Source organism: Embleya sp. NPDC056575, from assembly GCF_042793325.1.
Lineage (GTDB): Bacteria > Actinomycetota > Actinomycetes > Streptomycetales > Streptomycetaceae > Embleya.
The window spans coordinates 71275-96429 of sequence record NZ_JBHTVA010000034.1 but is presented as its reverse complement, the minus strand read 5'-3'; the positions used below and the strand labels follow the sequence as shown (position 1 = coordinate 96429).

The following is a 25155-nucleotide window of genomic DNA, read 5'->3' as shown; positions in this document are numbered from 1 at the left end:
TCAGGTCAGGTCGATCGTCAGGCGGTCGTCGTCCCTGGTCGGGTGTTCGATCGTGATCGTGCCGGTGGCGGCGATGTAGGTGCCGGTGCCGCCGGTGACCGCGAAGACGTGTGACCACGGCGTGTAGGCCAGTGCGATTTCGGTGACCGACGGCAGCGGGCGCGGGAATCCGGAAGCGGCGGTGATCAGGCCGCCGTTCAGGCTCAGGACCAGGTTCGAGACGACGAAGGAGCCGTCCGGCCCGACCGTCACGGGGACGGTGAACGCGCTTTCCGTGCCCGCCGCCCTACCGTCGGCGTCGGTCAGGTCGTAGTGCACGAAGTATCCGGCGCCCGGTGTCAGGATGTTCGGGATGTTCGCGCCCGACCGCTTGCCGGTCAGGGTGAACTTCCCGGCCCGGGACGGTGCGGCTCCGGCGGCACCCCCGGCCCCGACGGCCAGGCCCGTGCCGACCGCGGCGGCCGAGGTCAGGCGCAACGCGCTCCGGCGGTCGAGACTCGTACGGTCGGCACTTGTCACTGCGTACCCCGCGTTCGTCGTGGGACCGGCGCGCGGAATCGCGCACCGTGGCGAGGACTTCCTCCCCCCATCGGCACGACAACCCCTCCGCCGCTCGCCAGGATTCACCACAATGGGCGAACGTCCCCGTCCCCGCACGGCGTCCGGCCCGCCTACGTGTCCTCGGTCCCCGATGGTTGCAACCCCCGCCCGGCGAAGTGGTCTCGGACGGGCGGGGATTGCGCTCGATCACAACTGAGCGGTGGCGAGCCAGACGGTCGCGGCGGCAGCGGTGACAAGCCCGATGTTGAGAATGATCCGGCGGTCTTCGCCGGTCAGGTGGACGGCGATCGCCCCTGTTTGCAGGAGGGTGAACCCGACGGCCGCGGCCAGGGCCGACCAGGGGGCGATGCCGGTTGCCGGCGGGAGGAGCAGGCCGACCGCGCCCAGTACTTCGACCGTTCCCAGTGCCCTGACGGCGGGCAGTGGTATCCGGTCCACCCAGGCCATCATCGGCCGGAGCTGGTCGGGGCCGCGGACCATTTTGAGCCCACCCGCGTAGAGGTAGAAGGAGGCGAGCAGGCCGGCAACGATCCAATAGGCGATGTTCATGATCTCCGTTCGGGGCCACCACATGGGGGTGACCCGCCGGCTCCGGGGCGGCCGGTGGTGCGGGGCCGCGCCACCGGCTTCAGGCGAAGTCGGTGGTGGCCACGGTGGCGTAGCGGCTCATCGTCTCCAGGCCGGCCCGTGGCGCCGGCGGTCCGCCGTCCGCGGTCAGCGCCTGGAGGTCTCGGAAGTACTGCACGTAGAGGTCGGGGGTGAACATGCTGAGCAGGACGGCGGGTTGGTCGGTCGGGTTGGCGAAGGTGTGCGGGGCTCCGCGCGGGACGACCACGAGTGTGCCCGCGGTCGCCTCGTGCCGCGTGTCCCCGATGGTGAACACCAGCGTGCCCGAGACGATGTAGAAGCCCTCGTCGTGCAGGGCATGGCGGTGTTGCGGCGGCCCCGAGGTGTGCGGGGCGAGGACGGATTCGGTGACCCCGAGCCGGTGCTCCGTGTGGCTGCCGTCCTCGAGGACTCGCATGCGTGTGGTGGCCATGACGATCACCTCGCCGTCGTCGGGGCCGACCACCGAGACACCGGGGTGGGCGGCCTGGGGTTCACCGGATTTCGCTTCAGCGGATGTGCTCTCGTAGGACATGCTCCAAGTGCACCGCCGGGGCTCGGCCGCTGTCCAAGACCCATTCCGGCGCGCCGATACCGTACGGGTATCGTTGCAGCGTGGAGCTACGTACCCTGCGCTACTTCGTGGCGGTCGCCGAAGAACTCCACTTCGGCCGGGCCGCGGCTCGGCTGCACATGAGCCAGCCGCCGCTGAGTCGGGCGATCAAGCGGTTGGAGATCGAGGTCGGGGCCGCGCTGTTCGCCCGCTCGCCCGGCGGGGTCACACTCACGCCGGTGGGGGCGATACTGCTCGACGAGGCGCGGGCCCTGCTCGGGCAGGCCGACCTCCTGCGCGTGCGCGTGGCGACGGCGGCCGGCCTGGCGGGGATCACCGTGGGCATCCTGGGGGACAGTAGCGATCCCGGCATCATCAGGCTGGCCACCGCCTTCCGCCGCAGTCATCCCGGTGTCGACATCCGTGTCCGCGACGCGGATCTGACCGATCCGACCTGTGGGCTGCGTGCCGGGCTGGTCGATGTGGCCCTGACGCGTGCGCCGTTCGACGAGACGGCCTTGACGCTGCGCGAGTTGCGCGCGGATCCGGTCGGTGCGGTACTGCGCGCCGACGATCCGCTGACCCGACGCGACCGTCTGGAGATCGCCGATCTGGCCGACCGCCGCTGGTTCCGGTTCCCACCGGGCACCGATCCGATCTGGCAGTCGTACTGGAACGGCGGCGAGGCGCGCGAGGGTCCGGTGGTGCGCGTCGTCCAGGAATGTGTGCAGGCCGTGCTCTGGAACAGCACCGTCGGTCTGGCTCCGCTGGGACACGGCCTGGTGGAGAACGTGCTCCCCGAGAACCTGAGCGTGGTTCCGCTGGTCGACATGGCGCCGAGCCGGGTGGTCGCGGTGTGGAACGAGGGCGACAGCAACCCGTTGATCCGCTCCTTCGTCGCGATCGCGACGGCGGCGTACCGCCGCTGAGCGCGCGCGACCACGGCCCGGCCGCCGCGGGGTTCGCGTGCGGCGCGCGCAGGGCTCGGGCATCGATGCGGCCGAACTCGATCCCGTCGGCGACGGTCTTTCCGGAATTCGTGCCGGCCGCGTCGGACGCGGGTGGCGTGGCTTCAGCCGCGTAGGTAGGCCAGGACGGCCAGGACTCGGCGGTGGTCGTCGGGCGCCGGGGGGAGGTCGAGTTTGGTCAGGATGCTCGCGATGTGTTTGGCCACGGCGGCCTCCGTCACCACCAACGCGCGCGCGACGGCGGCATTGGAGCGTCCCTCGGCCATGTGGGCGAGGACCTCGCGCTCGCGCGCAGTCAGGCGCCGCAGCGGATCGCGCCGACGCGCCAGGAGTTGGCGGACCACCTCGGGGTCGACCACGGTTCCGCCCCTGGCGACGCGCGTCAGAGCGTCGGCGAACTCCTCGACATCGCCGATGCGTTCCTTCAACAGGTAACCCATGCCCGAGGTGCCACGCGCGTCGAAAAGCTCCTCCGCGAAGGTCTGCTCGACATACTGGCTCAGCACCAGAACGGCCAACGACGGGATTGCCGCCTGGAGTTCGCGTGCGGCGCGCAGCCCTTCGTCGGTGAAGTCCGGTGGCATGCGCACGTCGGCGATCACCACATCGGGTCGATGCTCGCGCGTGGCCGCGATCAGCGAAGGACCGTCGCCCACCGCCGCAGCCACTTCGTGGCCGAAGCGCTCGAGCAGGCCCACCAGCCCCTCGCGCAACAACACGGCGTCCTCCGCGAGCACTACTTTGAGGCCGGACACGGGATCTCCACTCGCAGCAGGGTCGGGCCACCCATCGGGCTGGACAACAACATTCTGCCGTCGAGAACCGCGAGTCGATCGACCAGACCCGTCAGCCCGGTGCCCGCCTCCGGATCGGCACCGCCCGCACCGCCGTCACGCACCTCCAACGCCAGCAGCCCGTCGGCCACCCGCCCGCGGATCGCGCACCGTTGCGCACCGCTGTGCTTGGCCACGTTGGTCAACGCCTCGCACACCACGAAATAGGCGGTTACCTCCACCGCCGCGGGCAATCGCCCGGCCAGCTCGACATCGACGTCGACCGGGACCGGCGAGCGCCCCGCGACATCGCGGACGGCGGCCGACAGTCCCCGTTCGGTGAGCACTTGCGGGTGCACGCCGCGGATCAGCTCACGCAGGTCGGTCAGCGCCGCCCGAGCCATCTCGTGTGCCTCCCGGACCTGACGGGCGGCGGGCGACCCGGGCGGCAGGTCGAGCGAGGCCAGGCCCAACTTCATGCTCAACGCGACCAGGCGTTGCTGCGCGCCGTCGTGCAGATCGCGCTCGATCCGCCGGCGCTCCGTCTCGAACGCGTCGACCAGACGCGCCCTGGATCGCACGACCTCGATCAACTCCGCCTCGCGAGGAGCGAGCACGGCACGCGTCATCGTCGCCCGCACGCCCGCCCACGCCGCGATCAGGAACAGCGCGACGGGCAGCAGTACGACCCCCACCAACGGCAACACCGCCGCCATCCACAACGGCGCCGTGGGCTGTAGCGGCGCCGAGACCAACAGCCCCGGAATCACCAACGCCACCGACGCGATGCCCAGATCCACCCACCACAGCGCGAGCAACGACACCAGCGCGTAGCCGAGTTCGCGCCGCCCGGCGGGCTCGCGCAGCCGCGCCCGCACATCGCCCGACCGCTCCGGCGCCTCCAGAGGAGTGCCGATGAGCCGCAGCCGCCACCGCTCGAACGGCGCGGCGGCGAACGCCATGCCCGCGAGCGCCACGAGCCCCAGCGACGCGGTGAACACCGGGCCGACCGATGTCTCCCACGTCGCGACGCCGACGGCCACGACCGACGTCACGGTCACCACCACGACCGCCCCGACGACCCAACTCGCCCCGAGATAGGACAGGGCCCGCCACGGCACCGGAGACACCAGGAAACGCACCGGTCGCCGACCGATCGAGTCCCACGAGGCTTGCGCGAACATACGACGACGTTAACCGGCGTGCGACGGCCGCGTCGGTAGTGCCAGGGCTAGTTCCGCTCTCGCCCTGGCACCAATGTGCCGGTCGTTCGCCGACGGTTTCCTGGAGGCATGACCACAGCGACATCCACGGCGACATCCACACCGACGGGCCCGGCCGTGCGCCTGCTCCGCGTGACGAAGACGCACCACGCGGGCGCCCAGCGGATCACCGCGCTCGACGGCGTCACCCACGACTTCCCGCGCGGCACGCTGACGGCGGTGATGGGCGCCTCCGGCTCGGGCAAGTCCACGCTGTTGCAATGCGCGGCCGGCATCGACCGCGCCGACGGCGGCGAGATCCGGGTCGACGGCGTCGACGTGCGCGCCCTCGACGAGCACGAGTCGACCCTGTTTCGGCGCTCGCGCGTCGGCTTCGTCTTCCAGTCCTTCAATCTCGTCTCCGCGCTCACCGCCGAGCAGAACGTCGCCCTGCCGCTGCGCCTCGCCGGGCGCCGCCCCGACCCGGCGCGTGTCGCGGCGGCCCTGGCCGAGGTGGGGCTCGCGGATCGGGCCCGCCATCGACCGGCCGAGTTGTCCGGCGGGCAGCGACAACGCGTCGCCATCGCCCGCGCGTTGGTCACCCGGCCCGCGGTGGTGTTCGCCGACGAGCCGACCGGCGCGCTCGACTCGAAGGCATCGCGCGAGGTCCTGCGCCTGCTGCGCGACGCCGTCGACGCGCGCGGTCGGACGGTGGTGATGGTCACGCACGACCCGACCGCCGCCGCCTTCGCGGATCGAGTGGTACTGCTCACCGACGGCCGCGTGGCCGACGAGATCCATCGCGGCGCGGACGGGGCCGGCATCTCCGCCGAGACCATCGCGGCCCGCATGGCGTGGCTGGAGGAGTTGTGCTGACCCTCGCCGGCATGCGGGCCCGGTGGGTCTCCTTCCTCGGCTCCTTCGTGGGCCTCGGGCTGGGCGTGACGATCCTCGCGACGACGGGCGTGGTGCTGCTGTCCTCGGGCCCCGAAACCCCGGAGCGGTTCGCGGCCGCGCCGGTGCTCGTGCGCAGCGGTGAGGCCCGGCAGCCGGCGCCGCCGTTCGACGACGGCCCCCCGTGGTCGGCGGAACGGGCGCGGCGGCTCGCGGATCGTCTCGCGGCCGTGCCCGGAGTCGGGCGCGTCGTGGTGGACCGCTCGTTCTACGCCCAGGTGGTGATCGGCGGGCACCCCGCGGGCGATCCCCGGTTCGACGATCCGTTGGGGCACGGTTGGTCGAGCGCCGCGCTCGCGGCCCACGCGCCGCTCGTGGGGCGGCCACCCGCAACCGACCACGAGGTGGTGCTCGACCGCCGGCTCGGGCCGCGCCCCGGCGACACGGTCACCGTGCTCACCGCGTCCGGACCCGCGCCCTACACGGTGTCGGGTCTCGTCGACGGCCCCGGCATCTACCTGACGGACGGCCACGCGGATCGACTCGCGGGCGGTGTACGCGTGTTGGGTCTGCTCGCCGGCGCCGGCGCGACGCTCGACCCGGCGGCGGTGCGGGCGGTGGTGGGCGCGGAGGGGCGGGTGCTCACCGGCTCCGACCGCGCCGAACTGGAACCGGGCCACGCCGCGTTCACCCGGTGGGTGGGCCTTCAGGTGCTGTCCGCCATGGCGGCTCTGGCCGCGTTCACGACCGTGTTCGTCGTGGCGTCCACGTTCGCCCTCTCGGTCGCGGGGCGCCGACGCGAGTTCGCCCTGCTGCGCACCATCGGCGCCACCCCGAAGCAGGTTCGGCGCGCGCTGTTCGCGGAGGCCGGCGCCGTCGCCGCGCTCGCGGCCGGGCTCGGGGTCGTGCTCGGCGGAGCCCTGTCACCCGCGTTCGCCGCCGTCCTGGTCGATCTCGGGTTCGAGCCCGAGGGCTTCACGGCCGAGGTCGGCGTGTCGCCCCTGGCCGGCGCGTTCGCGCTGGGCATGCTCGTGGCCATGGCGGGAGTGTGGTCGGCGTCCCGTCGCGCCGCGCGGATCGCGCCCTTGGAGGCCCTGCGCGAGGCCGACGTGGACAACCGGCCGATGTCGCGCGGGCGCGTCGTCGGTGGGCTGTTGTTCGTGGCCCTCGGCGTCGTCTCGGCGGCGGTCACGGCGACGGCCGACCCCCGAGCGCTCGCGGATTTCGGGCTGTATCCGCCGATGGCCCTCATCGTCGGGCTGACCATGCTCGCCCCGGCGGTGGTGCCTCCCGTGGTGCGGGTGCTGACGTGGCCGTTGTCGCGAGGCGCCGGGGCGATCGGGTTGCTCGTACGCGAGGGCATGCTGACGGCCGTGCGCCGCACCGCCGCCACCGCGGCGCCGGTGCTCGCGACGGTCGGCCTGGCGGTGCTGATCACGGGCATGGTGGCGACCACCGCGCAGTCCTACGAGGCGCGGCGCACGGCGTCGGTGCGAGCCGAGCGCGTGATCGTGCCCGATGACACCCCGGGCCTGACGGACGCCGCGGTGGCCGAGGTGGCGGGCACCCCTCTGACACCCACGACGGTCTACGGCGACAAGGGCGCGGTCGTCGAGGCGGCGGGTGTGGGCACCGACGAATTCGCCGCCATCGGCGACCGGGTCGAGGCTCGACAGGGCTCCTTCGCCGAGTTGCGCGGCCCCACCACGATGGCGGTGTCCGAGAGCGCCGCCGCGCGTCTGGGGTGGCGACACGGTGGCGACGCGCGGGTGACCTTCCGCGACGGCACCATCGAGACGATGCGCGTGGTCGCCGTGCTGGCCGACCGGTCGACGCCCTACGACGTCCTGCTTCCGCGCGGGATCGTCCGCGCCCACGATCCCTCGGCCCTGACGGCGGCCGTCTTTCGCACCGGCTCCGATCCCGCGCCGGCGCCGCTGGGCGGCAAGGAGGTGAGCGTCGCCGCCTACGCCTCGTCGGCCGACGCCGAGGAGCAACGCCTCGTGTGGATCTTCACCGTGCTGCTCGTGGTGGTCTCCGTCGGCTACACGGCCATCGCGATCGCGAACACCCTGATGATGGCCACCGCCGATCGGCTGCCCGATCTGCGCGTCCTGCGTCTTTCCGGCGCGACCGTCCGCCAGGCGCTGTGCGCCATCGCCGCCGAGTCGGCCATCGTCGTGACCATAGGCACGGCACTCGGCGCGGTCGTCGCCGTGCCGTCGCTGCTGAGCCTGCGTTCGGCGCTGAGCGATCTCGGCGGCGCCTCGGTCCCCTTGGTCGTGCCGTGGCCGCTCGTCGGCGGTGTCATCGCCACATGCCTCACGGCCGCCCTGACCGCCTCCGTCGGCCCCGCGTGGGCGGCCCTCCGTCCCAACCGCCACCGAATACCCGCAGGATGAACCGGCCCACCCCAACCGCCGGTCCGGGCCGGGCAACGGGAGGGCATCGACGACTTCGACTCCACGGTCGACCCCGGGTGCGGGGCGATGGTCGGCGCGCGCAAAGAAATACCCAACTCACTTTGTTTACTTGTCACTTGGGTGTCGAAGCCTCAACAATGCGCATGCACCACACCATTGCGCTCCTTCATCATCCCCACCCTCAAAAGGGGAACCTCACATGAAGAAGTCCCTCGCCGGCGCACTCGGCGTCGTCTGTGCCCTGCTGTTCGCGGTCGCGGGCACGGCACCCGCCGTCGGCGCCCCGCCGGCCACCGTCAAGGCGGTCAACTTCGCCGGTACGGTGGCGCTGAGCAACTGTTCGGGATCCGTGATCCGGATGCCGAACTCGCAGCCGGGCGACCCCGCGCTCGTCCTCTCCAACGGCCACTGCCTCGAGACCGGATTCCCCGGTGCCGGGGAGGTCATCACCGACCAGCCGTCGTCCCGCACCTTCTCGCTGCTCGGCGCCTCCGGTTCCAGGGTCGCCACCCTACGGGCCCACAAGGTCTCGTACGCCACGATGACCGACACGGACATCTCGATCTACGAACTCACCCAGACCTACGCGCAGATCCAAAGGTCGTATGGGATCAGCGCGCTGACCCTCAACGACCGCCACCCGGTGGCCGGTTCGGCGATCAAGGTGGTTTCCGGGTATTGGAAGCGGATCTACAGCTGCAACGTGGACGGCTTCGTGTATCGCCTGAAGGAGGGCGACTGGACCTGGCGGGACTCGGTGCGCTACACGTCGTCCTGCAACACCATCGGCGGTACGTCCGGCTCCCCGGTGGTGGACACGACGACGGGCAAGGTCGTCGCCGTCAACAACACCGGCAACGAGGATGGCGCCACCTGCACGGTGAACAACCCCTGTGAGGTCGACGAGAACGGCAACGTGACCATCCATCAGGGCATCAACTACGCGCAGGAGACGTACATCATCGTGCCCTGCATGGGCATCGGCAACAAGGTCGACCTGAGCCTGCCGGGCTGCACCCTGCCCAAGCCCTGACGTCCGCCCACGCAGACGTCCGCGGTTGCGGTCCGTCGGACACCACCGCACCTCGTTGACCCCGCGTGGCAGGCGGGGTGCGGTGGCCGGGGGCATCGAGGGTGATCACGGCCCCGAACTGCCTCCGGGGTGCCGGCGGTTCCGGCCCGGTTTCGGAAGCCGGCGGATTTTCCCGCGGATCATCCGCCAGAGTGGACTCGGGTGTTTTCGACGACGGGGGATCGCCATGACGCAGCCGCAGGGGCGTGGATCGACATCCGGGGCACCGCGAGCGACGGGTGCACGGACGGCGGTGATCGCGGCGACGGCGATCCTGGTGACGGTCGTGTTCGTCGTCGGGGGCGGGTGGGCGGCGCTCGGGGTGACGGTGGCCGCCGCGTCGGCGGGGGCGGGATGGTGGCTGTGGTGCGCCCACCACGCCGCGCGGGTCGAGGACGAGCGGTGGCGCCACCAGGACGCCGTGGCCGCGGGGCGGCGGCGGACCCTGGCGGAAGTGGACGCGCTCACCGGCCCGCAGTTCGAGGAACTCGTGGCCGAACTGTGCCGCCGCGACGGCTGCACGCAGGTGCGTCGGGTCGGCGGTTCCGGGGACAACGGCGCCGACGTACTGTGCCGGCTGCCCGACGGGCGCTCCGCGGTCGTCCAGTGCAAACGCTACGCGCCCACCCGCAGAATCGTTCCCAAGGAGGTCCGCGATCTCCTCGGCGCCAAGACCCACTTCGGCGCCGACGTCGCCGTCCTCGTCACCACCAGCACCTTCAGCAAGCAGTCCACGGCATTCGCCGTGGACAACGGCATCCTCGCCGTCCACCGTGACTTCTTCGGACTGTGGAACCAGGGAACACCTCTCGCCCGACTCGCGACCCTCAACGGCACCGGACAGGGCCCCACCCGACGCCGCCGACCCCGAACGAGCCACGCGACGTAGGCAATGGCCGCCCGCCGCGCCGGACTCGACGGCCGCGTCGACGGCCACGTCGACCGAAGCAATGGCAGGGTCGACGGCGCCGACGACCGCCGCGACCCGGACACCGGCACCCGATGGCCCCTTCCCGCACCCGCACCCGCACCCGCGCCGATCACGATCGGGTGAAGCCGACACCTCCCTAGGGGTTCGACATCACGTAGCCCTCGATGCGCTGGAGGACGTAGCCCGCCGAGATCGCGGAGTCGATGCTTGCCTGAGTGGCCACGGTCAGAAAGTCCTGGCGACCCGCGTGCCAGTACAGGTACAGCGGCACCCTGCCGGGGCCCGGGGTCGGGTAGAGCCAGCCCTGTGTGCGGATGTAGGTGTACCCGGCGGCGGCTACCGCGTCGAGGCTGTTGATGTCGGCCACACTGGCGTTGTCCTCGCGGCCGGCGTGCCAGTAGAGCTGGAGCGGGACCGTGCCGGCTTCCGGGTCCGCGTAGACCCACGGCTCGTATCGGATGAGCAGGTAGCCGGGCGCGGCGCTTTGGTCGTCGACCGGGGTGGCGGCGGTGAAGTTGTCCCCGCGCTGCCACATCCACCACAGCTTCAGCCGGTACACACCGCCGCCCGCGTGCGCGCGCGCCGCGCCGCCGGGCCCGACCAGCGCCACCGCCGCGAGCAGCACGGCGGCGACCGACAGGCGCAGGACCCGCAGCGGACGTAAGCCGGGATATGCCTTCCGGGACATGGAGTCGTCCTCCTTGATCGCCTCCGCCGAGCCCGTACCCGACGGCTACCGAAAAGCGTGCCGGATCCCCGTGGTCGTTCGGAAGCCCGGCCACTGCCCGCACCGGCGCCCGTGACCGCTCCGTGAGCGGTGGTCGGCTCCGGCGCGCTCGGATCAGAGTCGTTCGAGCCGCCGAGGTTCGTCGAACACGAGCGACTCTGGTCCAGACCAATCTGGTACAGACCATTGACCGGTGGTTCGGACCCTTCCTAGGCTCGGGCAGCCGCGACGAGGTGTGTCGTAGCTCTCGACACGCCCGCGTGGCGACGCAATCCCCGTACGTTCGGACCGAGTTCGAGGAGTTCCCTTGAGCACAGGCACCGCACGACCCGTCACGCACACGCGAGACCCCGATCGGCCGGGCACCAGGCGCGGTCGTATGCTCATCGCTCTGCTCACGGCCCTGCTGTTGCCCCTGGGCGCCCTGGTCGGCCTGACCGGACCGGCCCACGCCGAGGGCACCGGCGGCTCGGAGACGTCCGACCAGGTCTTCGACCGGGGTCGGGACCGGCCGCCGACCGCGCCGGGCAGGCCCCACGCGAGCCACATCACCGATACGTCGGTCAGGCTCTCCTGGCGCGCGGCCAGGGACGACCGGGGCGTGCGGAACTACGACGTGCTGCGCGACGGCGTCAAGGTCGCCACCGTTCGGCACACGTCCTACGTCGACCGCGGCCTCAACACCGGAACCGGCTACACCTACACCGTCGTCGCGCGCGACACGAGGGACCAGGTCGGTCCCGCAAGCGCCCCCGCGAAGGTGCGCACCACCGGCGAAGCGAAGGTCAAGCTGGGCTACTTCACCAACTGGGGCCCCTACCTGGCCAAGAACATCGACACGTCCGGCACGGCTCGCAACATCACCCACATCAACTACGCGTTCGGCAACGTCGTGGACGGCAAGTGTGTGGTCGGCGATCCCTGGGCCGACTACCAGAGGCCATACACCGCCGCCGACAGCGTCGACGGTGTCGCCGACACCGCCGAGCAGCCGCTGAAGGGCCACTTCAACCAGCTGCGCGAGCTGAAGAAGAAGTACCCGAACATCAAGGTCCTCTACTCGTTCGGCGGCTGGACCTGGTCCGGCGGTTTCACCCAGGCCGCGCAGAACCCGACCGCGTTCGCCGAGTCGTGCCACAGCGTGGTCGAAGATCCGCGTTGGGCCGACGTGTTCGACGGCATCGACCTCGACTGGGAATACCCGAACGCGTGCGGCCTGACCTGTGACGCGAGCGGCTTCGGGTCGATCAAGACCCTGCTGGACGCCACCCGTGCCCGCTTCGGCGCCGGGAACCTGGTCAGCGCCGCCATCACGGCCGACGCCGCCCCGGGCGGCAAGCTCGACGTCGCCGACTACGGCGGCGCCTCGGGGGCCGTGGACTGGTACAACGTCATGACGTACGACTTCTTCGGTCCGTGGATGGCGCAGGGCCCGACCGCCCCGCACTCGCCGCTGACGTCGTACCCGGGTATCCCCGTGCCGAACTTCAACTCGGCCGACGCCATCGCCAAGCTCCGGAGCAAGGGCGTACCCGCGAAGAAGCTGCTGCTCGGCGTTCCCTTCTACGGCCACGGCTGGACGGGCGTCACCCAGAGCGAACCGGGCGGCACCGCGACCGCGCCGGCGTCGGGTGACGGCAGCTACCGCGCGCTCAAGGTTCGTTGCCCCGCCACCGGGCTGGCCGGCGGCACCTCGTACGGCCACTGCGGCAACGAATGGTGGGGCTACGACACGCCGGCCAGCCTCGCCGTCAAGACGAAGTGGGCCAAGGAACAGAAGCTGGGCGGCGCCTTCTTCTGGGAACTGAGCGGTGACACCGACAACGGCGAACTCGCCGCGGCCCTCAACGCCGGACTGGGATAGCCGGCCTCCGAGAAAGGTCGCGGCCGGGCCCAGCGGGGCCGGCCGCGACCGGGAGGCTCACGCTCCGGGCTTCACAAGGCCGGTCCGGTGGGCGATGACGACGAGTCGGGCACGGTGGTTGTGACGTCAGGCGAGTGCGAGGCTGATCTGGTCGTTGAAGATCACCCAGTGCTGGCCGCGGTCCGCGGTGTCACACGGCTTCGTGGAGATGTTCGGAGTGCCCCAGGCGTTGGCGAGGCAGTAGCCGGGGGCGAAGGTGAGTGCGATCTGTTGGCCCGAGACGCTCCAGTACTGTCCCTGGTCCTTGGGGGCGCACGCTTTGGTGGCGACGTCCGGGGTGTTCCACGCGTTGGCCAGACAGTAGGCACGCGCTTCGGTGAGGGAGATCTGTTGGCCCGACACGGTCCAGTGCTGGCCGCGGTCGGCGGTGTCGCACGGCTTCGTGGAGATGTTCGGAGTGCCCCAGGCGTTGGCGAGGCAGTAGAGGCCGGGTGTGCGCGGAGCGGGGTCGGCGGCGGCGGTGTCGGAGGCCCCAGCCCCGCCCACGGGCAGGAGGGAGGCGGTCAGGGTCAGCGCGGTGATGGCGAGCGTCTTGCGGAATGCGATTGCCATGAGGCTGGTTCCGTTCTCGCTATAAGGTCATGCGTTGTCGTGCGCGATCGAGAGAGGCTTTCTCGTCGTCTCGCCTCGGCGCGAGCGCAGGCAATTAGTAGCACCGAGTACCGGGGCGCCGGGCATATGGACATCCCAATTCACTCAAACGAATGGTTATTTGGGATTCAATGGGCATTGACGAATGAGACGGTGATAATCACCGGGAGCTTCGAACGGCAGCGATGCCGGCCGCCCGTCCATGCGCCGCGCGGGGCGAGCGGGGCGTACGCGTAGTACACCGAGCCGTTGCCGACGAACCCGGCGGAGCCGGGCGCCCCGCCGTCCATCCCACCGAGCCGCGTCTCGGCTTCCGTGTGTCGATGTTATGGCCGACTGGTATGCCTGCGAATCCACGAGCACGCACATACTCCCAACGACGCAACGAGTCGACAGGTCGCCGACACCCCCGGGACCTGTGCTCCACCCGCCACGGACAAGTCGAGCGGAAGGACGCATATGCCCCCCTCCAAGTGGTTCGCGGCGGTCGGGACCGCCGCGGTCGTCACCATGGTCATGGCGCCTGCGGAGCAAGCCGCGGCCGCGCCGTCCAACGCCGGCGCCCCGAACAGCGCTTCGGCGGCGACGACCCTCTACTACGACGACTCCCGAGCCGGTGGTTGGGAAGCGGCCATCACCGCCGGAGTCGCTTCCTGGAACGCGAACGTCACCAACGTGAAGCTGATCAAGGCGCCGCCCGGTACCCGTGCCCAGATTCGGATCACCGCCACCAACGGTTGGCCGCAGGCGAGCCTGGGTCCGGTCCGCCCGGGTGGCCAGGCGTGGGTGGAACTCGGCAGCCAGGCGGTCGACCAGGGTTACGACAAGACCCGCATCGCCGCCCACGAGATCGGCCACAACCTGGGCCTCCCGGACAACAAACCGGGTCCGTGCTCCAAGCTGATGTCGGGCTCCAGCGCGGGGGTCGCCTGTAGGAACCCCGTTCCCGACGCGGCCGAACGGTCCCGGGTCGAGGTCGCCTATGGTGGCCGTGCCGCCGCGTACACCCCGGCCGACGGCCGGGTGCTGATCGACGCGCCCTGAGGTCCCGCTTCGACGGCCCACACGAGTGATACGCCCTGGGCCTCCCGTTCTCCGGAGCATGCGTGCCGAGCCAGGACGGCCGGGAAGTGGCGCTCGCGGCCGGTGACTTCGCGATGTTCCGTTGCGTGAGAGGGAGCGGGCCACCGCCCGGCGGTTGTCCGGGCGGTGCGGCCCCGGTGCCCTCGTGGTGAGCCTGTTGCGGCAACTCCCGCAGTGCCAGCCGGAGTTCGAAGACGGTGAGCCGGGGATCCGGCACGACCTCATCCCACCCCCGACCCCCGGCCACGACGGCGTCCACCCCGAGGTGCCGGGAGTGGGGGAGGGGTGAGCGGGGTCGGGTTCAGCCGGTGTCGGCCCGTCGGCGCCGGTGGAGGACGACGGCTCCGCCCGCGAGGGCGAGCGCTGCCCCGGACCCGGCCAGCAGCGGGGTGGAGGACGACACTTCGTCCGTGGTGTGCCGGGGGCTGTAGCCGCTGGAGTACCCCTTCGTGTCGTACTCCGAGCCGGGCAGTTTGTCGGCGTAGCGGGCCTTGACCAGCTTCTGGTAGTCGCCGAGCGACACCGACGCCCGGCCGTCCAGCCCCTGCCGGGCCTGATCGTTGAGCGGTTCGACGGTGTCGAGCCTGAGCTGATACCAGCCGCGGAGTTGCGGTTCGGTGAAGACGAGGGTGCCGACGGTTGCCTTGCCGGCGTAGGTGGCGTCGCCGTCGCCGTCGCGGATGGCCGCCAGGTGCCAGCCGCCGCCCTGGGTGGGGGCGAGCATGACGGTGGCGGTGCGCCCGTTGACGGTGGTGCTCAGCGAGGAGAGCAGGTTCGTCGGTTTGACGGCCTCGGTGGGCAGGGGCGGGGCGGTGCCCGCGACGAATCCGGCAGTGATCTCGTTCAGTGCCACCGGGTCCTTGACGGTGAAGGCCGGGAGGCCCTGGCACGGTTCGGCCGTTTCGGGGATGGCCTGCACCGTCCCGGCGGTGCCGGCGGGGATCGGAGTGCTCAGGAAGCGGCAGACCGAGTCGCGGACGGCGGTGGACCTCACCGTGTCGAGGGCGGCCTGGTAGTCGGGGATGTCGGCCGGGAGCGGGTCCTTGGCCGGGGCCGCGTGGGCCGAGCCGGCGACGGACAACAGGACGGACGCGCTCGATGCGAGGACGACGGACAGACGGGAGAAGCGAAAGCCGGTTCGTTTGCCGGACGTTGTGGTGCCGCTGGTGTCGCGCATGTCGCCTGCCTTAGCCGGAGATGCCGATGCGGGAGTGCGTCCACTTCGACGAGCTGTTGCTCACGTAGTCGGCGTAGTTCCACCACGTGTACGTGGCGGTGTCCGGCCATGGGTCGGCCACGGCGATCGTGTTGCGCGACGTGTCGAAGCCGTAGACCACGTTCATGTGGCCACCACCGGAGGTCCACCCGATGCGGGCACCGATCGGCCGGGCCGCCTTGACCTCGGTGTACACCTGGTTGAACGTGGCGGCGCTGTTCAGGCCCGTGCCGGGGTGGGTCATGCCCAGGCTGCTCCAGCCCCTGGCCATGTCGTCGAGTGTGGCGGGTTGGTTGTTACAGCCGTAGTAGGGCTGTGCGCGGGTGCAGAAGTCCGTCTGCGTGGAGCCGAACCCCTGGAACTTGGCGATGGTCAGGCCGGAGGCGACCCAACACCACTGGGTTTTCTCCTGTTTGTACATGTTGATGGTGTCCTGGCCTGCTTCCGCGTGAGCGGTACCTCCCGCGATCGCACACAATCCCAAGGCGGCCGGTGCGATGGCCGCCGCCGCGATTCCGTACCTGAATCTGCCCATGTGGTGCCTTCCCGTGATGAGACGAGCGGGGCGATCTGGCACGAATATGACATCGCACAACGTTGAATTGACAAAGGAGCATCGCGGCAATTTCATTCCGATAGGCCATTTGTCTGATAATCGTATATACAAGCAATCTCTCGGGGCGAGATGATGCGGGCGTGGGCATCTCCGAGGAAAGTCGTGAAGTCCTGGTCGCCGGAGCGTACTTCGCCGACCTGATCTTCCGCGATCTGCCGGGTGAGGCGGCAGTGGGACGCGAGACGTTCGCCGGCGGCTTCGCAATGTTGCCCGGCGGCGCCTTCAACCCGGCATTGGCGCTGCACAGGCTGGGCAACGACGTGGTGTGGGCCACCGACTTCGGCGACGACGAGTTCAGCGGGCACGTCCTGGCCGGGGCCCGAGCGGCGGGGTTGGACGAGTCCGGATTCCGCCACCACGCCCGGCCGCTGCGCAGCGTCACGGTCGCGCTGTCGTACGCCGCGGACCGGGCCATGGTCAGCTTCCGGGACCCGTTGACGCCCCGCCCGGTGGACGAGTTGGTCCGTGCGTACCGGCCGCGGATCCTGGTCCTGCCCGAACTGCGCCACGGCCCGGGCGTGGCGGCGACACTGGGCGCGGTACGCGCGACGGGCGCGTCGGTCTTCATGGACTGCCAGGACGTCCCGGTCACGCTGGAGACGCCGACCGTGCGCGACGTCCTGGCGCAGGTGGACGTCTTCGCGCCCAACGTGGACGAGGCGCTACGGCTCACGGGGGCCGCCACGGCCGACGACGCGGCCGCGGCTCTCGGTGCACTGGTCCCCACGGTCGTGATGAAGCGTGGTGGACAGGGCGCGGTCGTCCGGCGGGACGGGCGTCGGTTCGCCGTTCCCGCGGTGCCGGTTCGGGTCGTGGACACCACCGGCTCCGGCGATTGTTTCAACGCCGGATTCGTCCACGGCCTGCTCGCCGACTGGGACGCGACCCGGTGCCTGGCCGCGGCGGTGGCCTGCGGATCGGCGGCCGCCACCTCGCCCGGATCGGGCGGGGCCGTCACGGTCGGCGAACTGTCCGCGTGGCTCGCGATGGTCGAACCCGTGACGTCGAACTGAGCACGACAGCCCGGGTATCGCCCCGGCGGTCGCCGACTCCCTACAGTGTTCTTCGTTCTACGCGTGTCGGCGTTCGCACCGCCGTCGCCCGAGCGCGCTCCCGAGCCGCGGGGCGCACTCGGCTTCCCGGCCGGCGGAGTCGCGCGGTTCGTACACGGGGTATCTCGTGGCGTCCGTATCGAGTGGGGGAGCGCCGATGAGGGTCCTGGTCACCGATCTGGACGGCACGTTGTTGGGCGGGACGGACACCGAGCGCCTTCGGCTGCGCCGGGTCCTGTCGCGTCATCCCGAGATCACCGTGGTGTTCGCGACCGGCCGCGCACTGTCCTCGGTGCGTCGGGTGCTCGACGATCCGCTCGTGCCCAGGCCGCGGTGGATCGTCGCCGATGTCGGGGCCACCGTGGCCGACGGCACGGACCTGAGCCCGGTGGCGGACCTGCAGTCCCGATTACGCGAGGGCTGGCCCGGTGCGGCCCGCGTCCGTGCGGCGCTCTCGGGTTTCCCCGCCCTGGCGTACCAGGAGGAAGTGGCCCAACAGGGACGGTGTTCGTTTCACCTGCCCCCCGAAGCCCTGACCGGGGAACTCACGCGCGCGGTGGCCGCGCTGGGCTGCTCGTGGGCGTACTCGGCCGATCGCTACTTCGACGTCCTGCCACCCGGAGCGGGCAAGGGCGCCGCGGTACGGGCGCTGGCACGGCGGCACGGCTGGGCATGGGACGACATCCTGGTGGCCGGCGACTCGCTCAACGACCTGTCGATGTTCGAGATCGGCGCGCACGGCGTGGTGGTCGCCGGCTCCGAGCCCGGCCTGGAGCGGGCGCTCGCCGGCGACGAGAAGGTGTACCGCGCCGAGCGGCACGGCGCTGCCGGCATCCTCGCCGGACTCGCGAACCTGGGCTGGACGGAGCCCGGGCACGCGGTGGTCGTGGGCTATCACCGCCCACCCCGGGAATGGACGTCGGCCGGGTGGCGGCCCCCGGCCAGTCCGAACGGGATCCTGCCGACACTGTGCGCGGTCCTGGGCACCGAACACGCGGACGCCCGAGACGTTTCGGCCCTGTGGGTGGCCGGGTCGGTGACCGGGTCGGTGGCCGAACAGACGCCGCCCGATCCGGAGCCGAGGGCCCCCGGCCCCGTGCTGTCCCTGGAGCCGTTCGACGCCTCGACGTGGTCGGCGTACTTCCACCGTGCCTGCAAGGAGACACTGTGGCCGGCGCTGATGTCGCAACCCGAACGCATCCGCTTCGACGACGCGGCCTGGGACCGATACCGCACCGTGAACCGCCGCTTCGCCGAACACATCGCCGACCGCGCCGCGGAACGGGGCACCGTCTGGCTGCACGACTACAATCTGTGGCTCGTGCCGGGACTCCTGCGCGCCCTGCGACCCGATCTGCGCACGGGCCTGTTCCACCACACACCGTTTCCCCCGGTGTCGGTCTTCGCCGCGCTGCCCGTCGCGGCGGAGGTGCGCGCCTCCCTGACGACGCTGGACTGGGCCGGATTCCAAACCGCGCGTTTCGCCGCCAACTTCCGGGCCACACTGGGCAGGACCCGGATCACGCCGAGCGTGGGCGTGCACCCGTTGGGTGTCGACCGCGACGCGATCGACGCCCGGGTCCGGGCCAGAGCACCCCGCTCGCCGTCCGCCGCGGGCCACGTGGTCCTCGCGGTCGAGCGCCTGGACTACGCCAAGGCCCCCGAGCGCAAGGTCGACGCCGTCGGCGCACTCCTCGCCTGTGACCCGGACCTGCGGGGCCGCCTGCGCTTTCGACTCGTTTGCCCCCCACCGGAGCCCGGCATCGTCGTCCACGACGCGACCCGGGCCGCGCTCGAACACCGCATCGCCGACATCAACGACAGGTTCGGCAACACGACGTGGCAACCGATCGAGTACCACCCGCGAAACCTGCCCTTCGACGAGATCGTGGACCACTACCTCGCCGCGGACGTGTTCTGGGTGACCTCGCTCCAGGACGGAATGAACCTCACCGCCAAGGAATTCGCCGCGGCGCAGTCCGCCGCGCACGGATCCGGGGTCCTGGTTCTCTCCCGCCACGCCGGCGCGGCCGAGGAACTGGCCTGCGGCGCCCTCCTGACGGACCCGCACTCACCGGCGGACCTGGTGCGGGTCCTGCGCCGGGCGCTGCGCATGCCCCGACGGGAGCGCCGCGCCCGCATGATGCGACTGGACGCGGCCCTCGGCCACGATCACCCCCGCCACTGGGCGGCCGGGATCATCGCCGCCATCCGGGGCCCCGCCCGACCGGCCCCCACCACCATCGTGCTCCCGGCCGGGCCGCGCCACCCCCGCCGACCAGGGGAGTCACCATGAACCGACGGCGCCCACAGGCCCGTTCCCGGTCGGCGCCCATCCAGGCCACCGCCGACACCGGCGCCGCTCTGCCCCCGCCGCAGAGCCCGAGTGGGCACGTGGCGGCGAACCCGCCCGGCACGGTTTCCATCACGCCGTCCGGCGTGCCGGCACAAAATGCTCGGATTGCTCGGCAACACATGCGGGTGCGCAATATCGAACACACGGTGCCGCAGCTCTGGGCGGCGACGTCGATCTCCGTCAGTCCCCGCTCGGTCGCGGCCCCACCGATGTAGAGGGAGCCGGCCGGGTTCCGCATGCCTCGGGGCGCCACAGCGCCCGCCCGGCGTCTTCCCCGACGGACACGCCCAAGCCTCGGCCGTGCTCGCCGAGTACGCGCGGACGACGATCGCCGGCGACCCGGAGTGCGCTCCATGCCTACGACGAGGCGCGCTGTGCGAATGACGTGGGCGGCGACCCGGCGCCACGATGGCGATGTCGCCGGGCGAAATTCCGGCGGACGGACCGTACGGCGTACGGCGACCCGAATCTCGAGTCGCCCGGCAATCAGGGAGTTTCCATGGCATTGCAGCTACGCAAAATGGGGGGCATCGTGGCTTCCGGCCTCGCCCTGTCGGCGATTTCACTGGTCGGAGCGTCCCCTGCGTCCGCCGACGCGTCGGACCCGGGCGACGTCGGTACCAGCTCGAGCGACCCGTGGTGTCACTACGGCGCCCCGTGGGGCGGCTCGTTCTACTGCAACAGCGATGTGAAGATCAAATTGCCCAACGGGCATTGGCAAGCCTTCGTCATCGGCACCAACCACGGCACTTACACCCAGTGGGGCTCCGACTCCGGCCTGAGCGGGTGGAAGCACCTGGACAACGGCTACTGCACCAGCCCCGGCAACAGCTCCATGGACGTCTGGGACGTCAACGGCTGGGCCTTCAACGTCACCTGTATCGGTATGAACGGCAGGCGCTACTACGACCACCGCTATACCAACGGTAATTGGAGCGGCTGGAGCACCACGCGCATCGGCGCGTAGCGTGCGATCGAATGCCACGCGGCCACGCGAAGTCCCCTTCGGTTTCGCCGAAGGGGACGCCCGCGTGATCGAGTTTCGGGTTCCGGGCTTTTTCACGACGTTGCAGTACGGCCTGGCGCAGGCATCGCACTGCTTTCGCATCGGTGGATGGCCCGGGGCTCGGTCCCGTCGTCGGCGAGAGCCTTCTCCAGCCGGGTCATGACGTCCGCCATGAATGTGCCGGTGGTGCCGTGACCGCCCAGGTCCGGGGTGGCGGAGTCGGTCCGCGCCGCGGCGGCCAGCGCCCGGCGCAGCGGCGCCGCCGCCCGGGGGTGGCCGAGATGGTCGAGCATGAGGGCGACCGCCGTAGCCGCGGCATAGGGATTGGCGATGCCCCGACCCGCGATGTCGGGCGCGCTTCCGTGTACCGGCTCGAACAGGGCACAGCCGGTCTCCGGGCACACGCTCGCGCTCGCGGCCAGCCCGAGTCCGCCCATCAGGGCCGCGCCGATGTCGCTGACGATGTCGCCGAAGAGGTTCGAGGCGACGATGCCCTCGTAGGGCGAGGGGTCGCGCACCAGGTGGTAGCAGAAGGAGTCGACGTACTCCTCACTGCCCACCAGCGCTGGAAAACCGGCGAGTTCGGCTCGGAAGACCCCCTGCCAGAGGCGACCCGTGTGGGGGACGGCGTTGCTCTTGTGCACCAGGGTGACCCGCTCGCGACCGCTCTCGCTCAGGGTGCGCAGGCAGTAGCGGAGGAACTTCTCCACGGTCTCCCGGGTGTACACGCATTCGTCGATCGCCACGGCCGGGAGTCTCCCGTGCGAGACGGTGCCGCCGACTCCGGCGTACAGGCCCTGCGTGTTCTCCCGGAACAGGGCGATCGCCCGGTCGCTGCCGCGAGGGGTGAAGGGTCGGTAGTTGACGTAGAGGTCGAGGCCGCGACGAAGGCCCAGCAGAATGTCGCGACCGTGTGCCATGTCGGGGATCCTGGGGTCGCCCAGGGCGCCGAGGAGGATGGCGGGGTAGTCGGAGGCGAGCAGGTCGAGCGCGTCGGCCGGCAGACCGACCCGCTCGGCCAGCCACCGCTCGGCGCCCCAGTCGAAGACGCGGTACGAGAGGTCCAACCCGAAATGGTCGCTGAGGAGTTCGAGCGCGGGCAGCACGGCCGGGACGACTTCGCCGCCGATTCCGTCCCCGGGAATCACCGCGATCTTCATGTCCGCGCTCCGGTGGCGAGCATGTCCTCCACGGAGCTGAGCCGTCCCGCGATGGCGCTCGCCGCGACCACGTACGGGGAGGCCAGGTAGACCTGCCCGGGTCCGGACCGTCCGGGGAAGTTGCGGTTCTGCGCGCTGACGGTGATTTCGTCGGGCCGCTCCGAGACTCCCGGACCGGCGTTGATGCAGGCGCCGCAGGAGGGCGGCAGGACGGTGACGCCGACCTGCTCGAAGAGGTCGAGATAACCGCGTTCGGCGGCGTGCTCGAGTACGGCCTCGCTGCCGACCTGGATGTACGCCCGGACCTCGGCGGGTACCGATCGTCCCTGGTCGCGGGCGATCCTGAAGACGGCGGCGTACATGTCCATGTCCTCGGCCTTGCCGCCGGTGCAGGAACCGCCGTACACCTTGTCGACGCGGACCTCCTCGCGCACCGAGGCGAGCGGGACGGCGTTGCGCGGGTCTCCCGGCAGGGCCACCATGGGCTGGATCGAGCCCAGGTCCACGGTGACGGTGGAATCGAACCGGGCGCCGGGGTCCGAGGACGGTGCGGCGGTGGCGGGAGTCGCCGGATCGCGGCGGGCCAGATGGGCGTGGGTGACGTCGTCGGCTTCGAACAACGCGGTCATGCCCCCCGCCTCCACCGCCATGTTGCACAGGGTGGCGCGTTCGTCCACGCCGATGGACCCCACGCCGGAGCCGGTGAACAACAAAACCTTGCCCAGGGTCCGCCTCCCCTCGATTCCGGGGTGGACCAGCAGGCCCAGCATGACGTCCTTGGCGCAGACGCCCGGGCGCAGCGCGCCGTCGAGTTCGACCCGGACGACGGCCGGCACCTTCACCAGGGTCTCGCGGTTGTACCAGGCGTTGGCGATGTCGGTGGCGCCCACCCCGAAGGCCAGCGCGCCGACGGCGCCGGCCGTGCAGGTGTGGCTGTCCGTGCCGATGATCACGTCCCCCGGGCGGGCGACGTGCTCCAGGATGTGGTTGTGACAGATCGCCCGGCTGCCGCCCCCCTCGCGGGGCCCGACGAAGTGTCCGCCGCCGAGTTCCGCGAACTCCCGTTGCCGGACCCCCAGATCCTCGACCCGGGCGATGAGCCGGTCGCCGTTCTCCCGGCGTTGTAGGACGGGGGCGGCCAGGGAGAGGTGGTCCTGGAAGAAGTAACAGGTGTCGGGCTGTTCGAGCCGCGCGTGCGGTCCGAACTCTCGCGTGAACATGCCCGCGGCCATGGGGGTGACGTACTCGTGCGAGAACCGGACGTCCGTCGTGACGAAGTACGACTCGCCGACGCGCACCGAGGCGTTCCCGGGGAGCGGATTGCGCGGTGACAGGGCACGCTGAAGGATCTTCTCCACGACGTTCAGCGGGCGGGCGGGCGCGAAGTCGGGGGCGTGGCCGCAGCCTCGGCGATTGAAGCCGAACAGGCCCCCGAGGTCGACGATGGCGCGCTCGATGGCGTTGGCACGTCGGGTGAACGCCGCGAGCGGGGGTTCCTCGCCGTCGAGGAGCGCCTTCAACAGGTCGAAGTCGGTGCAGGTGACGATGCCGACGTTGCGGCAATTCTGCTCGTAGATGCGCTCGAAGGACCGGGCGAAGACGACTTCGACGCCGGCGTACTTCTCGGCGTAGACGGCGTGTTCTCGGGAGGAGCCGCAGCCCTTCGCCTCGCCACTGACGATGATCCGGGGCGCGAAGGACTTCAGGGCGCCCTCGGCGACCTTCTTGTCCCGCAGTCCCAGGTAGGCGTAGTCACCGAGCTTCTCGTCGTACCAGTAACAGCACCAGCCCGGGATGATCTCGTCGGTGGAGACGTTGTCCATGAGCGGCGCGCGCAGAAGTTCGGCGACGCCGGGCGTCGCACCGCCCGACAACTGGGCGGCCACGACGTCGGTGTCCTGGGTCAGGACGAGGACGTTGCCGCGCGGGCGGATCCGGCGCTCCTTGGATCCGTCCTCCCGGGGGTCACTCCGCTGTCGCAATGATCCGCCCTATCTGTTCGTCGGTGAGGGGACCGGGATGGGTCCTGGAGCCGTCCAGGATCTTCTTGAGAAGGGAGGCGTCGGTGCTGTCGTAGCCGTGGACGGTCAGCCAGTAGCGGACGTTGTTGGTGCCCGACGCCCGATCGATCAGCACTTCCTGTTCGCGGCCCAGGTAACCGGCCGGGACGCTGGAGTACACGCTGTCCTTGACGAGTGTGTCGCCCTTCAGGTGCGCCTTGAGGATCGCGGAGGCGTGCACACCGGCGCTGGTCTTGAAGACGTCCCGGCCCAGCGCGGGGTAGTTCTGCGGGATGTCCACGTCGAGCACGTCCGCCGCGTACTCGCCGTACTGCCTGAGCGCCTTCAGGTCGTACGTTCCGTGCCCGTCGAGATGGCTGTTGACGATGAGCTGGTCCAGGGAGGCGTTCCCCGCGCGCTCTCCGATTCCCAGGATGGTGCCGTGCACCCGGGTGCAGCCCAGGGCCAGCGCCGTCAGGGAGTTGGCGAGGGCGAGCCCCCGGTCGTTGTGACCGTGCCACTCCAGGTCGACGGTTCGTTGCCGGTTCCGGAAGTACCGGAAGGTCCAGTGGAGCAGCGCGGCCGTACCCTCCGGGCGGGCCGCTCCGACGGTGTCGCACAGGGTCAGCCGGGTCACTCCGGAATCGATCGCGGCGTCGTAGACCTGCCCGAGAACCTCGGGGGTGCACCGCACCGCGTCCTCCAGAACCAGGACGAAGTCGACCTCGCCGTCGACGCAGGCCGCGGCCGAATCGACGATGTTGCGTTGGATGCCGGCGATGCTCCAGTCCTCGACGTACTGCCGGATGGGGCTCACACCGACGAAGACGTAGGCGTCCACCGCGGTCTCGGCCCGCGCCGCGATCTCCCGGATCGCGGCGATGTCCGCGGGGTGGGTGCGGCCGGCGTAGCCCGGGACGATCGGGTGTCCGGAAGAGATGATGTGCCGGGCCAGAGCCACGCATTCACGAAGTGCCTCCGGGTCGGCCCCGGGGAAACCCAGGTCGGCGGATCGCACCCCGGCGCGAGCCATGTGATCGACCAGGGCCCGTTTCTCGGCCGGCGAAGGATTTCTGATGTGGGGCGCCTGCACTCCATCGCGGAGGGTTTCGTCGAAGAACGTTCCGGAGTACGCCGCAGGGTGCGGGGCGGCGTCGACGACCATGGTGTTCCAGTTGAACCAGATGTCAGGGCTCGGATACCCGCTCCGGCCGGTCATGCCGTTCAATTCGACCTCCTTTTCGACGGGGTGGGATCTTGGCGGGACCGGGGTGCACACCAAGGGCGCCGGAGTATGCACCGTGACAGGATCCGGGACGCCCATCCGGGGAATCAATGGTTCGAGACGTGCCGGCGATTGCGCCCGCCGGAGATGATGCGGACGGACCGCATCCGCTTTTCCGGATCTGTCCTGTGACAGGACAAAGGATTCCACGGTGAA

24 protein-coding genes are annotated in these 25155 nt (G+C 70.7%); 11 read left to right on the top strand and 13 right to left on the bottom strand.

The features are described from left to right. From ACFRCG_RS26175 to ACFRCG_RS26165, 3 genes are all read right to left on the bottom strand, one after another. Nucleotides 1-519: a hypothetical protein gene (locus ACFRCG_RS26175; RefSeq protein WP_380035644.1), complete on the bottom strand. Its 519-nt coding sequence runs from the start codon at nucleotides 517-519 to the stop codon at nucleotides 1-3. Nucleotides 520-747: 228 nt separating this feature from the next. Beyond that, complete coding sequence (locus tag ACFRCG_RS26170) at nucleotides 748-1110, bottom strand: DoxX family protein (RefSeq protein ID WP_380035641.1); 363 nt, start codon at nucleotides 1108-1110, stop codon at nucleotides 748-750. Between the two features lie 79 nt (nucleotides 1111-1189). Beyond that, nucleotides 1190-1702, bottom strand: coding sequence for a cupin domain-containing protein (locus ACFRCG_RS26165; RefSeq protein ID WP_380035638.1), 513 nt, complete (start codon nucleotides 1700-1702; stop codon nucleotides 1190-1192). Nucleotides 1703-1797: 95 nt separating this feature from the next. On the opposite strand from ACFRCG_RS26165, the gene ACFRCG_RS26160 reads away from it, so the two are divergent. Next, the gene (locus ACFRCG_RS26160; protein WP_380035708.1) at nucleotides 1798-2649 is read left to right on the top strand and encodes a LysR family transcriptional regulator; all 852 of its coding nucleotides are present in this window, start codon (nucleotides 1798-1800) and stop codon (nucleotides 2647-2649) included. A 143-nt stretch (nucleotides 2650-2792) separates the two neighbouring features. Here ACFRCG_RS26160 and ACFRCG_RS26155 read toward each other — a convergent pair whose 3' ends face one another. Both ACFRCG_RS26155 and ACFRCG_RS26150 read right to left on the bottom strand, forming a co-directional pair. Then, nucleotides 2793-3425: a response regulator gene (locus tag ACFRCG_RS26155; RefSeq protein ID WP_380035705.1), complete on the bottom strand. Its 633-nt coding sequence runs from the start codon at nucleotides 3423-3425 to the stop codon at nucleotides 2793-2795. Next, on the bottom strand, nucleotides 3425-4645 hold the full coding sequence (locus ACFRCG_RS26150) for a sensor histidine kinase (protein ID WP_380035635.1): 1221 nt from the start codon (nucleotides 4643-4645) through the stop codon (nucleotides 3425-3427). The genes ACFRCG_RS26155 and ACFRCG_RS26150 overlap by 1 nt, the downstream gene beginning before the upstream one ends. A 108-nt stretch (nucleotides 4646-4753) precedes the next feature. Here ACFRCG_RS26150 and ACFRCG_RS26145 point away from each other — a divergent pair, with 108 nt between their 5' ends. From ACFRCG_RS26145 to ACFRCG_RS26130, 4 genes are all read left to right on the top strand, one after another. Beyond that, nucleotides 4754-5539 carry an ABC transporter ATP-binding protein gene (locus ACFRCG_RS26145; RefSeq protein ID WP_380035632.1) on the top strand — a complete coding sequence of 262 codons (786 nt, stop codon included), beginning with the start codon at nucleotides 4754-4756 and terminating at the stop codon, nucleotides 5537-5539. Further along, nucleotides 5533-7959, top strand: coding sequence for an ABC transporter permease (locus ACFRCG_RS26140; protein WP_380035629.1), 2427 nt, complete (start codon nucleotides 5533-5535; stop codon nucleotides 7957-7959). The genes ACFRCG_RS26145 and ACFRCG_RS26140 overlap by 7 nt, the downstream gene beginning before the upstream one ends. Before the next feature lie 220 nt (nucleotides 7960-8179). Beyond that, nucleotides 8180-9013 carry a serine protease gene (locus tag ACFRCG_RS26135; protein WP_380035626.1) on the top strand — a complete coding sequence of 278 codons (834 nt, stop codon included), beginning with the start codon at nucleotides 8180-8182 and terminating at the stop codon, nucleotides 9011-9013. Nucleotides 9014-9305: 292 nt separating this feature from the next. After that, a complete protein-coding gene (locus tag ACFRCG_RS26130; protein WP_380035623.1) occupies nucleotides 9306-9941 on the top strand; it encodes a restriction endonuclease in 636 nt (211 codons plus the stop codon). Between the two features lie 178 nt (nucleotides 9942-10119). Here ACFRCG_RS26130 and ACFRCG_RS26125 read toward each other — a convergent pair whose 3' ends face one another. Continuing rightward, nucleotides 10120-10671, bottom strand: coding sequence for a hypothetical protein (locus ACFRCG_RS26125; protein WP_380035620.1), 552 nt, complete (start codon nucleotides 10669-10671; stop codon nucleotides 10120-10122). Between the two features lie 418 nt (nucleotides 10672-11089). Here ACFRCG_RS26125 and ACFRCG_RS26120 point away from each other — a divergent pair, with 418 nt between their 5' ends. Continuing rightward, on the top strand, nucleotides 11090-12574 hold the full coding sequence (locus ACFRCG_RS26120) for a glycosyl hydrolase family 18 protein (RefSeq protein WP_380035617.1): 1485 nt from the start codon (nucleotides 11090-11092) through the stop codon (nucleotides 12572-12574). 126 nt (nucleotides 12575-12700) lie between these two features. On the opposite strand, the gene ACFRCG_RS26115 is transcribed toward ACFRCG_RS26120, so the two are convergent. Then, nucleotides 12701-13186, bottom strand: coding sequence for a ricin-type beta-trefoil lectin domain protein (locus ACFRCG_RS26115; RefSeq protein ID WP_380035614.1), 486 nt, complete (start codon nucleotides 13184-13186; stop codon nucleotides 12701-12703). A 498-nt stretch (nucleotides 13187-13684) separates the two neighbouring features. Between ACFRCG_RS26115 and ACFRCG_RS26110 the strand changes: the two genes are divergently transcribed. Both ACFRCG_RS26110 and ACFRCG_RS26105 read left to right on the top strand, forming a co-directional pair. Beyond that, on the top strand, nucleotides 13685-14269 hold the full coding sequence (locus ACFRCG_RS26110) for a snapalysin family zinc-dependent metalloprotease (RefSeq protein ID WP_380035611.1): 585 nt from the start codon (nucleotides 13685-13687) through the stop codon (nucleotides 14267-14269). A 121-nt stretch (nucleotides 14270-14390) separates the two neighbouring features. Further along, nucleotides 14391-14597, top strand: a complete 207-nt coding sequence (locus ACFRCG_RS26105; RefSeq protein ID WP_380035608.1) for a hypothetical protein — start codon at nucleotides 14391-14393, stop codon at nucleotides 14595-14597. A 12-nt stretch (nucleotides 14598-14609) separates the two neighbouring features. Here the strand turns inward: ACFRCG_RS26105 and ACFRCG_RS26100 are convergent, their stop codons facing one another. Both ACFRCG_RS26100 and ACFRCG_RS26095 read right to left on the bottom strand, forming a co-directional pair. Continuing rightward, nucleotides 14610-15485: a hypothetical protein gene (locus tag ACFRCG_RS26100; protein ID WP_380035605.1), complete on the bottom strand. Its 876-nt coding sequence runs from the start codon at nucleotides 15483-15485 to the stop codon at nucleotides 14610-14612. Between the two features lie 10 nt (nucleotides 15486-15495). After that, a complete protein-coding gene (locus tag ACFRCG_RS26095) occupies nucleotides 15496-15945 on the bottom strand; it encodes a papain-like cysteine protease family protein (protein ID WP_380035602.1) in 450 nt (149 codons plus the stop codon). Nucleotides 15946-16220: 275 nt separating this feature from the next. Here ACFRCG_RS26095 and ACFRCG_RS26090 point away from each other — a divergent pair, with 275 nt between their 5' ends. After that, entirely contained in the window at nucleotides 16221-17153 is a 933-nt protein-coding gene (locus tag ACFRCG_RS26090; protein WP_380035599.1) for a carbohydrate kinase family protein, read from the top strand. 196 nt (nucleotides 17154-17349) lie between these two features. Beyond that, nucleotides 17350-19488, top strand: a complete 2139-nt coding sequence (locus tag ACFRCG_RS26085) for an HAD-IIB family hydrolase (protein ID WP_380035596.1) — start codon at nucleotides 17350-17352, stop codon at nucleotides 19486-19488. Here ACFRCG_RS26085 and ACFRCG_RS26080 read toward each other — a convergent pair. Next, entirely contained in the window at nucleotides 19391-19903 is a 513-nt protein-coding gene (locus tag ACFRCG_RS26080; RefSeq protein ID WP_380035593.1) for a DUF6229 family protein, read from the bottom strand. The genes ACFRCG_RS26085 and ACFRCG_RS26080 overlap by 98 nt on opposite strands. A 144-nt stretch (nucleotides 19904-20047) precedes the next feature. On the opposite strand from ACFRCG_RS26080, the gene ACFRCG_RS26075 reads away from it, so the two are divergent. Beyond that, complete coding sequence (locus tag ACFRCG_RS26075) at nucleotides 20048-20515, top strand: hypothetical protein (RefSeq protein ID WP_380035590.1); 468 nt, start codon at nucleotides 20048-20050, stop codon at nucleotides 20513-20515. A gap of 92 nt (nucleotides 20516-20607) precedes the next feature. On the opposite strand, the gene ACFRCG_RS26070 is transcribed toward ACFRCG_RS26075, so the two are convergent. Genes ACFRCG_RS26070 through ACFRCG_RS26060 form a run of 3 tightly spaced genes read right to left on the bottom strand, consistent with a single transcriptional unit; the run spans nucleotide 20608 to nucleotide 24933 of the window. After that, nucleotides 20608-21714: an isocitrate/isopropylmalate family dehydrogenase gene (locus ACFRCG_RS26070; protein ID WP_380035587.1), complete on the bottom strand. Its 1107-nt coding sequence runs from the start codon at nucleotides 21712-21714 to the stop codon at nucleotides 20608-20610. After that, on the bottom strand, nucleotides 21711-23696 hold the full coding sequence (locus ACFRCG_RS26065) for an aconitase family protein (protein WP_380035584.1): 1986 nt from the start codon (nucleotides 23694-23696) through the stop codon (nucleotides 21711-21713). The genes ACFRCG_RS26070 and ACFRCG_RS26065 overlap by 4 nt, the downstream gene beginning before the upstream one ends. Continuing rightward, complete coding sequence (locus ACFRCG_RS26060) at nucleotides 23680-24933, bottom strand: LeuA family protein (protein ID WP_380035702.1); 1254 nt, start codon at nucleotides 24931-24933, stop codon at nucleotides 23680-23682. The genes ACFRCG_RS26065 and ACFRCG_RS26060 overlap by 17 nt, the downstream gene beginning before the upstream one ends. Nucleotides 24934-25155 lie beyond the last annotated feature (222 nt).

Bases quoted from the DNA above. Each gene is read 5' to 3' on its own strand.
- ACFRCG_RS26170 (WP_380035641.1), bottom strand. From the start codon at position 1,110: ATGAACATCGCCTATTGGATCGTTGCCGGCCTGCTCGCCTCCTTCTAC.
- ACFRCG_RS26165 (WP_380035638.1), bottom strand. From the start codon at position 1,702: ATGTCCTACGAGAGCACATCCGCTGAAGCGAAATCCGGTGAACCCCAG.
- ACFRCG_RS26150 (WP_380035635.1), bottom strand. From the start codon at position 4,645: ATGTTCGCGCAAGCCTCGTGGGACTCGATCGGTCGGCGACCGGTGCGT.
- ACFRCG_RS26145 (WP_380035632.1), top strand. From the start codon at position 4,754: ATGACCACAGCGACATCCACGGCGACATCCACACCGACGGGCCCGGCC.
- ACFRCG_RS26135 (WP_380035626.1), top strand. From the start codon at position 8,180: ATGAAGAAGTCCCTCGCCGGCGCACTCGGCGTCGTCTGTGCCCTGCTG.
- ACFRCG_RS26125 (WP_380035620.1), bottom strand. From the start codon at position 10,671: ATGTCCCGGAAGGCATATCCCGGCTTACGTCCGCTGCGGGTCCTGCGC.
- ACFRCG_RS26120 (WP_380035617.1), top strand. From the start codon at position 11,090: ATGCTCATCGCTCTGCTCACGGCCCTGCTGTTGCCCCTGGGCGCCCTG.
- ACFRCG_RS26115 (WP_380035614.1), bottom strand. From the start codon at position 13,186: ATGGCAATCGCATTCCGCAAGACGCTCGCCATCACCGCGCTGACCCTG.
- ACFRCG_RS26110 (WP_380035611.1), top strand. From the start codon at position 13,685: ATGCCCCCCTCCAAGTGGTTCGCGGCGGTCGGGACCGCCGCGGTCGTC.
- ACFRCG_RS26100 (WP_380035605.1), bottom strand. From the start codon at position 15,485: ATGCGCGACACCAGCGGCACCACAACGTCCGGCAAACGAACCGGCTTT.
- ACFRCG_RS26095 (WP_380035602.1), bottom strand. From the start codon at position 15,945: ATGTACAAACAGGAGAAAACCCAGTGGTGTTGGGTCGCCTCCGGCCTG.
- ACFRCG_RS26085 (WP_380035596.1), top strand. From the start codon at position 17,350: ATGAGGGTCCTGGTCACCGATCTGGACGGCACGTTGTTGGGCGGGACG.
- ACFRCG_RS26080 (WP_380035593.1), bottom strand. From the start codon at position 19,903: ATGGAGCGCACTCCGGGTCGCCGGCGATCGTCGTCCGCGCGTACTCGG.
- ACFRCG_RS26075 (WP_380035590.1), top strand. From the start codon at position 20,048: ATGGCATTGCAGCTACGCAAAATGGGGGGCATCGTGGCTTCCGGCCTC.
- ACFRCG_RS26070 (WP_380035587.1), bottom strand. From the start codon at position 21,714: ATGAAGATCGCGGTGATTCCCGGGGACGGAATCGGCGGCGAAGTCGTC.
- ACFRCG_RS26060 (WP_380035702.1), bottom strand. From the start codon at position 24,933: ATGACCGGCCGGAGCGGGTATCCGAGCCCTGACATCTGGTTCAACTGG.